12 protein-coding genes and 1 tRNA gene are annotated in these 14046 nt (G+C 34.7%); 12 read left to right on the top strand and 1 reads right to left on the bottom strand.

What is annotated here, in order from left to right:
- The first annotated feature begins 38 nt into the window (after nt 1–38).
- From dnaE to ACE939_RS14640, 12 genes are all read left to right on the top strand, one after another.
- Entirely contained in the window at nt 39–4424 is a 4386-nt protein-coding gene (gene dnaE, locus ACE939_RS14695; RefSeq protein WP_378186365.1) for a DNA polymerase III subunit alpha, read from the top strand.
- A gap of 470 nt (nt 4425–4894) precedes the next feature.
- Nucleotides 4895–5212: a thioredoxin gene (trxA, locus tag ACE939_RS14690; protein WP_148781241.1), complete on the top strand. Its 318-nt coding sequence runs from the start codon at nt 4895–4897 to the stop codon at nt 5210–5212.
- Nucleotides 5213–5337: 125 nt separating this feature from the next.
- Nucleotides 5338–6267 carry a DUF58 domain-containing protein gene (locus tag ACE939_RS14685; RefSeq protein WP_378186363.1) on the top strand — a complete coding sequence of 310 codons (930 nt, stop codon included), beginning with the start codon at nt 5338–5340 and terminating at the stop codon, nt 6265–6267.
- An 86-nt stretch (nt 6268–6353) separates the two neighbouring features.
- Nucleotides 6354–6427 (top strand) — tRNA-Asp (locus tag ACE939_RS14680).
- A gap of 268 nt (nt 6428–6695) precedes the next feature.
- A complete protein-coding gene (locus ACE939_RS14675) occupies nt 6696–7175 on the top strand; it encodes a hypothetical protein (RefSeq protein WP_378186362.1) in 480 nt (159 codons plus the stop codon).
- Between the two features lie 47 nt (nt 7176–7222).
- Nucleotides 7223–7813 carry a crossover junction endodeoxyribonuclease RuvC gene (gene ruvC, locus ACE939_RS14670; protein WP_378186360.1) on the top strand — a complete coding sequence of 197 codons (591 nt, stop codon included), beginning with the start codon at nt 7223–7225 and terminating at the stop codon, nt 7811–7813.
- A gap of 54 nt (nt 7814–7867) precedes the next feature.
- Nucleotides 7868–9037 carry a radical SAM family heme chaperone HemW gene (gene hemW, locus ACE939_RS14665; protein WP_378186358.1) on the top strand — a complete coding sequence of 390 codons (1170 nt, stop codon included), beginning with the start codon at nt 7868–7870 and terminating at the stop codon, nt 9035–9037.
- A gap of 20 nt (nt 9038–9057) precedes the next feature.
- The gene (locus ACE939_RS14660) at nt 9058–9810 is read left to right on the top strand and encodes a cyclase family protein (protein ID WP_378186357.1); all 753 of its coding nucleotides are present in this window, start codon (nt 9058–9060) and stop codon (nt 9808–9810) included.
- 2 nt (nt 9811–9812) lie between these two features.
- Nucleotides 9813–10154 (top strand): hypothetical protein, encoded by a 342-nt coding sequence (locus ACE939_RS14655; RefSeq protein ID WP_378186355.1) that lies wholly within the window; start codon nt 9813–9815, stop codon nt 10152–10154.
- A 36-nt stretch (nt 10155–10190) separates the two neighbouring features.
- Nucleotides 10191–10817, top strand: a complete 627-nt coding sequence (locus ACE939_RS14650) for a DUF4230 domain-containing protein (RefSeq protein WP_378186353.1) — start codon at nt 10191–10193, stop codon at nt 10815–10817.
- On the top strand, nt 10807–11166 hold the full coding sequence (locus ACE939_RS14645; protein ID WP_378186351.1) for an MmcQ/YjbR family DNA-binding protein: 360 nt from the start codon (nt 10807–10809) through the stop codon (nt 11164–11166). Before ACE939_RS14650 ends, ACE939_RS14645 begins: the two co-directional genes overlap by 11 nt.
- A gap of 24 nt (nt 11167–11190) precedes the next feature.
- The gene (locus ACE939_RS14640) at nt 11191–12960 is read left to right on the top strand and encodes a DNA mismatch repair protein MutS (protein WP_378186349.1); all 1770 of its coding nucleotides are present in this window, start codon (nt 11191–11193) and stop codon (nt 12958–12960) included.
- 319 nt (nt 12961–13279) lie between these two features.
- Here the strand turns inward: ACE939_RS14640 and ACE939_RS14635 are convergent, their stop codons facing one another.
- A complete protein-coding gene (locus ACE939_RS14635; protein WP_378186348.1) occupies nt 13280–13927 on the bottom strand; it encodes a DsbA family protein in 648 nt (215 codons plus the stop codon).
- Nucleotides 13928–14046: the final 119 nt, after the last annotated feature.

The following is a 14046-nucleotide window of genomic DNA, read 5'->3' as shown; positions in this document are numbered from 1 at the left end:
CTCTAATTTCCAATTAATTCTCAAAGACATATTTGCCTATGTATCTGATATTTGACACCGAAACTACTGGTTTACCAAAACGATGGGATGCTCCCATAACTGATTCGGATAACTGGCCCAGATGTATACAAATAGCATGGCAGTTGCACGATGCGATGGGAAACTGTATCGAGCATCAAGATTATCTTGTAAAACCAGATGGGTTTAACATTCCCTATGATGCAGAAAAAATTCATGGCATCTCTACAGAATTAGCACAGCAAGATGGCATCCCACTAAAAGAAGTTTTAGAAAAATTTAAGCACGCACTATCAAAAACAAAATTTGTAGTTGGCCAAAATGTTGGCTTTGATATCAATATTATGGGTGCCGAGTTTCATAGACTCACCTTGGCAAATGGGTTACAATCTTTACCAGTACTGGATACATGTACAGAAAAAACTGCAAAACTATGTCAGATACCAGGTGGACGAGGAGGTAAATTTAAGCTTCCCACTTTAACCGAATTGCATCAACATTTATTTGGAAAAGCTTTTGGAGAAGCACATAATGCTACAGCAGATGTAGAAGCTACTACACGATGTTTCTTTGAATTAGTGAGAAAACAAGTTTTTACTATTGAAGAACTAGACGTCTCCCCAGATTATTTTGATCGTTTTAAAGAAAAAAACCCAACCGAAATACAGCTTATTGGTCTACGTCATATCAATCTTAAAAAAGCCTCAAATAAGATTCGAGAAACGTTTTCAGAAAAAGAGAAAACAAAGGTATCACAGCAAGACATACAGCAAAATCTAGAGGTTTTAGACACTGTTCAATTCTCACATTTACATAATCATTCACAATTTTCGGTATTACAGTCAACCTCTAGTATCCCAGATTTGATACAAGTAGCCGTCAAAAATAATATGCCGGCAGTGGCAATGACAGATCACGCTAATATGATGGGAGCCTTCCATTTTGTGCAAGGAGTTGCGAATCACAATAAAACCATCCAATTAGCAAATAAAGAAGCGCTAGATAAAGGTGAATTACCTAAGGGTAAAGAAATAAAACCTATTATTGGATGTGAATTTTTTGTGTGTGAAAATCATCAAGACAAATCCCGAAAAGATAATGGCTATCAAATTGTTCTCTTAGCCAAAAATAAAAATGGATATCACAATCTTGCAAAAATGTCTTCTACTGCGTTCGTAGATGGTTTTTACTATGTTCCCAGGATAGACAAAGAAATTATCAAAAAATATAAAAAAGACATTATTGTACTTACTGGCAATCTATACGGTGAGGTACCTAGTAAGGTTTTAAATATCGGGGAGAAACAAGCCGAAGAGGCATTGTTATGGTGGCATAAGGAGTTTGGAGATGATTTATACATCGAAATTATGCGCCATAATCAGGAAGACGAAAATCGAGTCAACTCGGTTCTTGTAGAATTTTCCAAAAAACATACTATAAAACTTGTTGCGACTAATAATACATATTATTGCGAACAAGCCGATGCCAATGCTCATGATATTTTATTATGTGTAAAAGATGGTGAGAAACAAGCAACACCGATTGGTCGTGGTCGAGGGTATCGATATGGACTGCCAAATCAAGAATACTATTTTAAGTCGCAAGAGGAAATGAAAGAGCTTTTCATTGACCTACCAGAAGCAATAGCAAATGTACAAGAAGTAGTAGATAAAATTGAATCTTTCGAACTTGCAAGAGATGTACTCTTACCTGCTTTTGATATCCCAAAACAGTTTCAATTTGAAGAAGATTTGATTGATGGTGGTAAGCGAGGTGAAAATAGTTATTTACGTCATATTACATACGAGGGTGCCAAAAAGCGTTATGGTGAAATAACCCCTGAGATAGATGAACGCTTGGATTTTGAGCTTAAAGTTATTGAAAAAACTGGGTATCCTGGATACTTTTTGATTGTAGAAGATTTTATCCGTGCTGCTAGAAAAATGGATGTGTCAGTAGGGCCTGGTAGAGGATCCGCTGCTGGTTCTGCCGTAGCGTATTGCCTATGGATCACCAATCTAGATCCTATTAAATATGATTTACTTTTTGAGCGTTTTCTCAATCCAGATCGTGTAAGTATGCCCGATATAGATATCGATTTTGATGATGAAGGTCGTAGCCGCGTTATGGATTATGTAATTGAAAAATATGGATCAAATCAAGTAGCTCAAATTATTACCTATGGAACGATGGCTGCCAAATCTTCAATTCGTGATACTGCACGAGTACTTGATTTGCCTCTTGGAGATGCCGATAGGATATCCAAACTGATTCCTAATATGTCAAAACTTGGTAAAATATTTGGCGTCGACGAAGCTACTTTGAAGAAAAAATTTAGAAGCGATGATCTTGAAAAGATCAATGAATTACTTAAAATAGCAGATGGCAACGATCTTGAAGCCGAGACCTTAAATCAAGCCCGTGTTCTTGAAGGCTCAGTGCGTAATACTGGAATTCATGCTTGCGGGGTAATTATCACGCCCGATGATATTACAAAATTTGTACCCGTAGCACTCGCAAAGGATTCAGACATGTACTGCACACAATTTGATAACTCAGTTGTGGAGAGTGCAGGTCTGCTTAAAATGGATTTTTTAGGACTCAAAACACTTACACTAATTAAGGACACAGTCAAAATTGTAAAAGCAAAACATAATGTGGATCTCGATCCCGAAAGTTTTCCGCTTGACGACGAAGAAACTTATGCGCTCTTTCAAAGAGGAGAAACTGTTGGTATATTTCAATACGAATCTCCCGGAATGCAAAAATATTTAAAAGAGCTAAAACCTACCGTTTTTGCTGATTTAATTGCAATGAACGCACTATATCGACCTGGTCCATTAGAATATATCCCTAGTTTTATTAATCGTAAACATGGTAAAGAAGAAATTATTTATGATCTGGAAGCTTGTGAAGAGTACTTGCAAGAAACCTATGGAATAACAGTATACCAAGAGCAAGTAATGCTTTTATCACAAAAACTTGCAGATTTTACGAAAGGTGAGGCAGATGTTTTACGTAAAGCCATGGGTAAAAAACAAAAGGCTGTTTTGGATAAAATGAAACCCAAATTTATCGAACAAGCCTCTGCCAAAGGCCATGACGAGGATAGATTAGAGAAAATTTGGAAGGATTGGGAGGCCTTTGCCGCCTATGCATTTAACAAGTCTCATTCTACTTGCTATGCCTGGATTGCGTATCAAACTGCATATCTTAAGGCTCATTATCCTGCCGAATACATGGCTGCTGTGCTATCTAATAACATGAATGATATCAAGCAGGTTACCTTCTTTATGGAAGAATGTAAACGGATGAAACTTGATGTATTAGGACCTGATGTGAATGAGTCCTATCGTAAATTTTCAGTTAATAAAGAAGGAGCAGTTCGTTTTGGTATGGGCGCGATCAAAGGTGTAGGGACTGGAGCGGTAGCCACTATCGTTGAAAATAGAAAAGAAGAAGGACCTTATCGCTCAATCTTTGATTTTGCCAAACGTATCGACTTAAGAGCGGCTAATAAAAAAGCGTTTGAAAGCTTAGCGCTTGCTGGCGGCTTTGACTCTTTTACCGATACACATCGTGGTCAATACTTTCACGAAGAGGGTGATGGGATCACATTTTTGGAAAAAGCAATTCGCTACGGGTCCAAATTTCAAGAAAGCGAAAATTCTTCACAGGTAAGTCTATTTGGTGAAGCCAGCGAAGTACAAATACCCGAACCCATAGTACCTCCATGTGAAGAATGGGGAACTATGGAAAAATTAGCTAGAGAAAAAGAAGTTGTTGGGATCTACCTCTCTGGACATCCTCTCGACGATTTTAAATACGAAATGAAATATTTTTGCAATGCAACTCTTCAACATTTTTCTGATATTGAAAACAATATTAATCAAGAATTATCCTTTGGAGGTGTTATTACAAATGTAGAACATCGTACTTCAAAAAATGGAAAGGGGTGGGCTATTTTTAGCATAGAAGACTACAATACCGCACATGAGTTTAGAATTTTTGGAGAAGATTACTTAAAACATAGACCTTTTTTAGTTAAAAGTACGTTTGTATACGCCAAAGCCTTTATAAAAGAAGGCTGGACCAACCGAGAAACGGGAAAAAAGGGAGATCCTCGTATTCAATTCAATAGTTTTCAATTATTGCACGATGTGATGGAAAACTATGCCAAAAAATTGACTATCCAATTAGACATTAATGAATTATCTGACTCCCGAATTGATCAATTAAAAGAGGTACTTACCTTAAACACGGGTAATCATACATTAAATTTTGTTATTTACGAAATGGCAGAGCAGCTTAAACTTCATATGCCTAGTCGTAAGCAAAAGGTTAATATATCACCAACTCTATTAGATATTTTAGAAAATGAATCCATCTATTATAAATTAAACTAAATAGCAATACTTATACACCATCATGTAGCAAAAGATATTTGCGTATAAACAATGGATTTTTAGTTCATTATTTTCATTTTTGAAATTTATTAGGATTAGTTTAACGATTATTATTTTCTTGTTATACGTATTTTATTAAGTTATACGTTAACTATTAAAAGTATTTATGAAGTTAATCGAAATTAGAAGACAAACTAAGACTGAAAAAAGGTATCACAAAGAAATGGGAATTTTGACTTCCAAAGTTGTGTACATAAGAAAATACTTTCTGAAAGTACCCATGGGAGTCGTCCATAAGTACAGAGAAACCTATTATGGCGAAATCAAAGATTGCAAAGAATGTAGGCTACCCAATTAAACATCAATTACATTGATGAGTTAATAATTAAAACGTATACGCTAGATGTAAGGATTCGCAAAAATATTGACTAATTTTGTAATACAAACAAGAACTTTAATAAATTAGTAATATGGCATTAGAAATTACAGATGCTACTTTTGACGAAGTAGTATTAAAAAGCGATAAACCAGTAATGGTTGATTTTTGGGCAGCTTGGTGTGGACCTTGCAGAATGGTTGGACCAATCATCGAACAAATTAGTGAAGAATACGATGGTAAGGCTGTAGTAGGTAAAGTAGATGTTGATGCAAACCAAGAATTTGCAGCAAAATATGGTGTGCGTAACATCCCTACTGTACTTGTTTTTCAAAATGGTGAAGTTGTAGGACGTCAAGTTGGAGTTTCTCCAAAAAATGTATATGCTGAGGCATTGGATGCTTTGGTTTAATTAATCATACATAACAAAAAAGGTTTGGTAGCTAGCTACCAAACCTTTTTTTTGGTTTACGCTCAAGTTCTGTATATTGTTAACTTAATAATACCACCTATATTTGGTATTTATAAGCACAAAAAATGAACATTGAAAATGAGATTCATAGCATTTCTGGATTTACCAATCTTGAACTATTAGCAAAACAAATTGTCGAAGGATTTATATCTGGGATGCATAAAAGCCCATTTCATGGATTCTCTGCAGAATTTGCAGAACACAAAGTATACAACAGTGGTGAGAGCACGAAGCATATCGATTGGAAGTTATATGCCAAAACCGACAAATTGTACACCAAACGCTACGAAGAAGAGACTAATTTACGTTGTCATATTATACTTGATAACTCAAGCTCGATGCATTATCCTATTATTAAAAATCCTGATTTACTAAATCTTAATAAAATAAGTTTTTCTGCATTGGCCGCAGCTTGTTTAATGCAATTACTCAAAAAACAAAGAGATGCAGTAGGTCTAAGTATCTACAATACAACCTACGAATACTATGCGCCCGAAAAAGGTAGTGAGCGACACCACCAAATGCTGTTGCACCAATTAAATGAAAGTGTCAAAAAAAGCCCTGACCAAAAACAAACAGACACCTATACCCTCTTACATCAAATAGCAGAAAAAATGCATCGTCGTTCCCTAATATTTTTGTTTACAGACATGTTTCAACCCAATACCGATACTCATAAACTTTTTGAAGCTCTACAGCATTTGAAGTATAACAAACATGATGTTGTACTTTTTCACACATTTGACAGCACCACAGAGATAAACTTTAATTTTAAAAATCAACCAACCCGTTTTGTGGATGTAGAAACGGGCGATTACATAAATCTATACGCCGATACTATTAAAGAAAACTACCAAAATGCTGTGACCGCTTATTTTTATGAACTCAAGTTAAAATGTTTACAATATGGAATCACCTATGTTGACACGGATATTTCAAAAAGTTTTGAAAAAATATTGATTAGCTATCTAATTGAGAGACAAAAATTTGCATAATGGCTCTAAAAAAAATTGAAAAAAAATTGAAAAAACCCTTGTAAGAACCAAAATGAGGCGTATATTTGCAACCGCAATAACGCACTGGTCTGGTAGTTCAGTTGGTTAGAATACCTGCCTGTCACGCAGGGGGTCGCGGGTTCGAGTCCCGTCCAGACCGCAAAATTGCTTAAAGCTTCAATGAAAATTGAAGCTTTTTTTAGCGGTTAAAAATGTTGTGTTGTCTCACGCTATATGCGTGGGTGGTTTAGTAGTAAACCAATGAGAAGCTTTTCCTGAAAAACGGAGAGGCTTTTTTAGATTTAGGGCGTAACTTATGATTTCCTGTGCAACAGATATTAAGAGACAGTAATAAACGATATCTATATAACTGGCTCTGTGGTTTTAAAAAAATTATGTAGTTTGCTCTCTTTATAGGGCTGTATGTTATGAAAAACCTGAAAAGGACATTCTTTATATTATTTTTGATTACTACTTCTTGTGATCAACTGATCATAAAGAAAGAGCATCGTGACACTATCAGAAACGAAGAGTGGATCAAACTACATCGATCAGAAGTAGAAGAACCCCCACTATTTATTACCTGTGAAGATATAACCGAAACTGATAGCATGTATTGCTTTCAACAAACACTTATACAACATATAAATAATCATATCAATAAAGAGGTACTTTTAGTAAGTGAGAATATTACAGATACACTTTGGATCACGTTACTTATAAACCAAGAAGGCGTAATCCATATTGAGGAATACGAATTATCTGAGTTTTTGGCAGAACAATTACCTAATTTTAATACCTTACTGCACAATAGCATTACTACACTACCAACGTTACAACCTGCCCACATTCGAGGGGTACCAGTTAATGTTAGTTATCGCTTACCCGTGGTTCTCAATACGAATTAATCAATGCTTCTATAATAATTGATTAGCTTTGTAAAAAACTGATGGGATTGGAACATGAAAAGATTATTTTAGGAATTGACCCAGGAACGACTATTATGGGGTTTGGGTTAATTAAAATTGTAAAAAAGAAAATGACTTTTCTGCAGCTTAATGAATTGCAACTTAGTAAATATGATGATCATTATCTAAAGTTGAAATTAATTTTTGAACGTACGATACAACTCATAGACACATATAATCCTGATGAAATAGCTATTGAAGCACCCTTCTTTGGAAAAAACGTACAGTCTATGCTCAAACTAGGACGCGCACAAGGTGTCGCAATGGCAGCTGGACTTAGTCGTGAAATTCCGGTAACTGAATATTCGCCAAAAAAAATTAAAATGGCTATTACAGGTAACGGAAATGCTACCAAAGAACAAGTGGCAAAAATGCTGCAGAGCTTGCTGAGTTTAAAAACACTCCCAAAAAACTTGGATTCTACCGATGGATTAGCTGCCGCTGTCTGTCATTTTTATAATATGGGTCGGCAAGATATTGTTGGAAAAAGCTATACTGGTTGGGCCGCATTTGTCAAACAAAATGAAACCCGAGTTAAGAAAGCTTCCAATCCTTTAAAAGGAAAAAACTCTTTGTAGCGTTAAGTATTAGCAACAATAAAAAATAAAGTCGTGCGGTTAAACCAAGAACATATGATTAGTAAACCACACTTGCCTGATAAAAAGCAAGCTGCTGGTATTTATATCCATATCCCTTTTTGTAAACAAGCATGCCATTATTGTGATTTTCACTTTTCTACTTCGTTGAGTAAAAAACAAGAGATGGTATCTGCTATTTGTAAAGAAATTGAGCTGCGCAAAAATGAACTGAACAATCAACCCATAGCAACTATTTACTTTGGAGGTGGTACCCCAAGCGTCTTATCACAAACAGAGATTGATCAAATACTAGACACGGTATACAAATTTTATTGGGTACTTGAGGCTCCCGAAATATCATTAGAAGCCAATCCCGACGATTTATCTCTCAAAACAATCCAAACCCTAGCCGCTTCAAAAATCAATAGATTAAGTATTGGTATACAGTCATTTTTTGAAAAAGACCTAAAATTAATGAATCGAGCACACAACGCTCTTGAAGCAAAAAAGTGTTTAGAATATGCTTCACGTTATTTTGACAACATTTCTATCGACTTAATTTATGGAATCCCCGAAATGAGTAATGCACGTTGGATTGAAAATTTAAAAATTGCGCTTTCGTTCAATGTACCGCACATTTCAAGTTATGCACTAACTGTAGAACCTAGGACCGCTTTAGAAAAATTTATAGCCAAAGGAATCGTGCCTCAAATTGATGATGCAGCAGCTCAAAACCATTTTGAAATATTAGTAACCATGCTTGACAAAGCAGGTTTTATTCATTATGAACTTTCTAACTTTGGCAAACCAGCATATTTCAGCCAAAACAACACTGCCTATTGGTTAGGTAAATCGTATATAGGAGTAGGGCCATCTGCACATTCTTATACCGGCAAAGAGCGCAGTTGGAACATTAGTAACAACCCTAAATATATCAAGGCAATACAACAAAACAAAATTCCCAACGAAACTGAAACCCTATCCACTACTGATCAATATAATGAATATATAATGACTGGATTACGCACCATTTGGGGCGTTTCTATTACCCGAATAACAAAAGAATTTGGGCATATTTATACGAGTCATCTCAAAATTCATTCACAAAAGCATTTGGAAACAGGATTACTCCGATTAAAAAATGAGACACTTTTTGTAACTCAAAAAGGAAAGTTTTTAAGTGATGGTATTGCAAGTGATCTTTTCTTAGTAAATTTAAAATAATAAATTATCATACTTACTATATGCAAGCTGATATACAAACAAATAATAAAATTTACACTGTAGATTTTTCTAAACCTATTGATTTATCTATACCGCTTCGTGCCTCAAAAAATAATGTGAATGCATGGTATATAGAGGCTCCAAAAATAATACCAGTCACCAATGGTAGCTGGGTCGGAAAAGTAAGCGAGGGTGCTTCGACTAATTTTAATACCATTACGTTTAATCCACATGGTCACGGTACACATACAGAATGCGTTGGTCATATTACAGCAGAACCTCATAGTATCAACAATACCTTTACAAAATTTATTTTTTTAGCAAAATTAATTACTGTGACTCCTCAAAAAAGCGGAACTGATTTTGTAATTACCCAAAAACAACTTAAAAAAGAATTAGAGGGCACCTGCGTCGAAGCAATCCTTATACGTACACTACCTAATACCGATGCAAAGAAAACCCAACAGTATTCTCATACCAATTGGCCTTATTTAAGTAAAGAAGCTGCATCATATTTAAGAACTCAAGGGGTAAAACATTTGCTTATTGACTTGCCATCAGTAGATAAAGAAAAAGATGAAGGGAGACTAGAAGCGCATAAAGAGTTCTGGAACTATCCAAACGCTCCACGTATGGATGCTACAATAACAGAGCTTTTTTATGCTCCCAATACGATAGTTGATGGACTATATCTTTTAAATTTGCAAATTGTATCGTTTGATAACGATGCATCGCCAAGTAAACCAATTTTATATACTATTATAAAAAAATGAAAATGAAAAAAGAATTTTTACTTATTCTAAGCAGTCTCTTTTTGTTGTGCAACTGTTTAGGTACGTCTACCGCCACTACGCAACAACTAGTAACGTTGCAAATAACTCCAAAACAATGCGAAGCTCCATGGCAAAACAACATAGGTAATTCTGCCGAAGAGCGTTTAAAAGCGTTTTTGAATGAACAGTCAATTGAACTTCTAAGTTATACAGAAAAAAATCTAGAGATAATGACCTGCTCTGCTTGTGGTTGTCCAGGTAACATTCAATATAATATTACTGTGCCGCAAAACGAGAAAACAACCTTGATAAAACAAGGATTTATTGAAGTAGGTAAAAAATAAACTATTACCTTACTTAGATAGATTCAATAACGTACTATGGAACTATTATTTATCGGACTTTTAGTTGGCGTACTGTTAGCTTATATAATTTTTAATCGTTTTAGCGCAGCAAAAAGAAAAAGTTCTATCGAAACACAATCAGTAGTTTTGATGGAAAAGATTAAGAGTGTCTGTAAATTAGTCACTGTAGAAGGAGATTTTGCCGAAATTTATCACTATCAAAGTGTTAAAGATAAATTTTTCAGCCTCCTTATCGGAAAGAAAAAAGCGTTGATTCTTATTGATGCCAAGGCTCATATAGGATTTGATTTATCACAGGTACAATTAGAGAGTGATATCAAACGTAAAATTGTAAAAATCACTCACTTTCCGCAACCTAAACTTTTGACAATTGAAACAGATTTTAAGTATTACGACAAGAAAGAAGGTTGGCTCAACCCATTCACATCAGTCGATTTAACTGACATAAATCGTGAGGCTAAACAATTTATTGTGGATAAAATTCCGCAAAGTGGATTGATGGAATCTGCAAAAAAGGAAGCCTTAACTGCAATTTCTTTGATGGAAACCTTAGCAGAATCTATTGGCTGGAGTGTTGACTACTCTGCTCTAACATTGGAAAACGCCACAAGTACAAAAAGTATTGAATACAATGAACATTGAAACTTTTAGAGAGTATTGTTTAAGCAAGAAAGGTGTGACAGAAAGTTTTCCATTTGATAAAACGACCCTCGTATTTAAAGTAATGGACAAAATGTTTGCTTTAACAGGACTTCATAAAATTCCGTTTGCTGTAAATTTAAAATGTGATCCTGATCGTGCTATAATGTTAAGAGAATCTTATTCAGAAATTATTGCTGGATACCACATGAATAAACAACATTGGAACACAGTAACCTTTAATGACAGCCTGCCCCATACTTTACTCAAAGAGTTGATTGATCACTCGTATGATCTTGTTGTTGCCAGTTTGCCTAAAAAAAAGCAAGCGTTACTTGCTACCCTTAATTAAATTAAACCTAGTTATTACATTTATATGTATCCGACCAAAGAATTTTACACTCAACAACTCAAAAAACATACTGAAGCTTTTCAACATCTCAAAAAAAAGCTTATCGTTACAAGTATTATTCGACTTATAGTTTTTATAGCTATAGCAGCTGGCGTTTACTTCACCTATCCAAATGTTCCCTTAGTGATAGGTATTCTAATTATTGGTAGCACTCTCTTTATGTGGATGGTTACACGTCACAGTAAACTTACGTATGCTAAAAGCAAAAAGGAAAAACTTTTAGCAATCAATACACTTGAGCTACAGGTGCTAGAAGGTAGCTATACATCCATCCCGAACGGTTCACAATTTATTGATCCGGCACATCCATATAGTCATGATATAGATTTATTCGGAGACCGCTCTTTTTACCAATATCTTAATAGAACTACAACCGAAGCAGGCAGTAAGGCTTTAGCAAAAACACTGAGCGGTAATAACATCTCACATATTGATGCTAAACAAAAAGCTATAAAAAATTTAAGTGACATGCCAGTATGGCGACAAGATTTTAGCGCTACCGCTCAATTAGTTGATACCACAGTAGATATTTTTACGATTACTAATTGGTTAACCACTTATCAAAAATTTGTGCCAAAAGTTATGCGGATATTACCCCAGATAATAACTACTATATCAATAACTCTTTTTATACTTTTATTCCTAGGAATTATAGGTTTCAATCAATTATTGATCTGGTTATTTGTAGGACTTGGTATAACAGGGTTAAATCTAAAACACATAAATAAGCTATATACAAACTCCAATCAAGCAAAAGACACTTTTGAACAATATTATAAACTTCTGGAAAAAATTGAAACAACGACTTTTGATGCTTCAATTTTAAAGGAAAAACAGCAACAAATTTTAAATAAAGATATACAAGCTTCTAAAACTGTAAAGGAATTTGCTAAAATTCTAAACGCTTTTGATCAACGTAACAACATGATTTTTGGTGTAGTAGCCAATGGCTTTTTACTTTGGGATCTGCGACAAAGCTATCGTATAGAACGTTGGATAGCAAAACATGATCAACAGGTACAAAACTGGTTTGATACTATTGCTTTTTTTGATGCCTATATCAGTTTAGGTACTTTTGCGTTTAATCACCCAACGTACATATATCCAGAACTAGTGACTGGTACCACTACGATAAACGCCAGTAATTTAGGGCATCCTATGTTAGATCCTAAAAAAAGAGTTTCTAATAATATAACCATTAATCGATCTCAATTTTTTATAGTTACTGGAGCTAATATGGCTGGTAAAAGTACTTTTTTGAGAACCATCGCTTTACAAATCATAATGTCCAATACAGGATTACCAATTTGCGCTACACAATGCTCTTATCACCCGATCAAATTGATCTCGAGTATGAGAACATCGGATTCTCTAAGTGATGATACCTCTTATTTTTTTTCTGAATTAACACAGCTCAAAAAAATTGTTAATGCCTTAGAAAAGGAAGAGTATTTTATCATTTTGGATGAAATACTAAAAGGTACAAATAGCAAAGACAAAGCAGCGGGATCTAAAAAATTTGTTGAAAAATTAGTCAAAGCAAAAGCTACAGGTATTATAGCTACACATGATCTTAGCTTGTGCGAAATAGCAGATGAACTACCCGAGGTTAAAAACCGTTTCTTTGATGCACAAATTGTACAGGATGAGTTGTATTTTGATTACACCTTTAAAGAAGGTATATGTCAAAACATGAACGCTTCATTTTTACTGAAAAAAATGGGAATAGTCTAAAAGCAAAATGTTCATCACGTATCTATAAGGTTCAAATCTTTATCAGGAGTCTTGTAGAGAATACTGTCCTAAATGAGCATCCTAACTGATGACGCTCTGAAAAAATCTGCATATTTATCACTAATGCAAATTACTAAGAAATAGACCCAGCCTATTCCTAAATTGGGTACTCATTCTTAATCAGTTCTTAACTATATTTGAAAAAAGGGTTCAACTCTAAAAAAAGTTGAACCCCGGATAATTTTTGTTTACACAAAATTATGGATACTGTCTTTTATTTATTACTACACTATCTATTTTTTTGATAGAATTTGCGACATCAATCTTTAAGCACCTCGGTAAGAATTTGTTTGTAAACATCTACCGACTGCGCTCCAGTAACTGCACTACTACCATTAAAAACCATAGTAGGCACGGATGAAACACCCAAGTTTTGCCAATAAGTTTCCTTAGCTTGAACTTCTTTATGTGCAGTAGTATCATCTAATCGAAATAAGGCTTCCTTAGCATCCAAACCAATATTTTTAATTTCTTGAATCAAAATTTCTCTATCAGAAACATCTTTACGTTCACTAAAAAAAGCTGTAACTAATCGCATTTTAAGTTCAGTTTGCTTATTATTTTCTTTGGCATAGTCCAATAACACATGAGCTGCACGCGTATTTACCATTCTCATCTCATCAAAATAGTCAAATTTAAAGCCAAGCTCTGCTCCCGCTTGTGCCATATGCTCTTTGGAACGCAATTGATCCTTTTTTGATGCGCCATATTTGTTAGTGATATGTTCAATCACATTTTCACCTTCTGATGGCATTGTCGGATTTAATTCAAAAGGTTGCCATTCGACTACCACCTTATCACGAACCCCCATCTCATCAATCGCCTTTTGCAAACGCTTATATCCTATAGTACACCATGGACAAACAACATCCGAAATTATATCTAATGTAACTTTATCTGTTTTCATATAACACCTTTTTTATAGCATCATGGTCGTTTTTATTTTCAAAACTTACAGTTTGTTTCTATTGATTTTATACGTCTGATAATATACCATAAAGCTTCAGACAATAGATTCAAAACGAG

The organism is Aquimarina rhodophyticola (assembly GCF_042434915.1).
Taxonomy (GTDB): Bacteria; Bacteroidota; Bacteroidia; order Flavobacteriales; family Flavobacteriaceae; genus Aquimarina.
This window is presented reverse-complemented; position numbering and strand designations above follow the sequence as displayed.

Excerpts from the sequence above, each read along its gene's own strand:
- ACE939_RS14640 (WP_378186349.1), top strand. The coding sequence starts at position 11,191 with ATGTATCCGACCAAAGAATTTTACACTCAACAACTCAAAAAACATACT.
- ACE939_RS14655 (WP_378186355.1), top strand. The coding sequence starts at position 9,813 with ATGAAAAAAGAATTTTTACTTATTCTAAGCAGTCTCTTTTTGTTGTGC.
- trxA (WP_148781241.1), top strand. The coding sequence starts at position 4,895 with ATGGCATTAGAAATTACAGATGCTACTTTTGACGAAGTAGTATTAAAA.
- ACE939_RS14645 (WP_378186351.1), top strand. The coding sequence starts at position 10,807 with ATGAACATTGAAACTTTTAGAGAGTATTGTTTAAGCAAGAAAGGTGTG.
- ACE939_RS14660 (WP_378186357.1), top strand. The coding sequence starts at position 9,058 with ATGCAAGCTGATATACAAACAAATAATAAAATTTACACTGTAGATTTT.
- hemW (WP_378186358.1), top strand. The coding sequence starts at position 7,868 with ATGATTAGTAAACCACACTTGCCTGATAAAAAGCAAGCTGCTGGTATT.
- ACE939_RS14675 (WP_378186362.1), top strand. The coding sequence starts at position 6,696 with ATGAAAAACCTGAAAAGGACATTCTTTATATTATTTTTGATTACTACT.
- ACE939_RS14685 (WP_378186363.1), top strand. The coding sequence starts at position 5,338 with ATGAACATTGAAAATGAGATTCATAGCATTTCTGGATTTACCAATCTT.
- dnaE (WP_378186365.1), top strand. The coding sequence starts at position 39 with ATGTATCTGATATTTGACACCGAAACTACTGGTTTACCAAAACGATGG.
- ACE939_RS14635 (WP_378186348.1), bottom strand. The coding sequence starts at position 13,927 with ATGAAAACAGATAAAGTTACATTAGATATAATTTCGGATGTTGTTTGT.
- ACE939_RS14650 (WP_378186353.1), top strand. The coding sequence starts at position 10,191 with ATGGAACTATTATTTATCGGACTTTTAGTTGGCGTACTGTTAGCTTAT.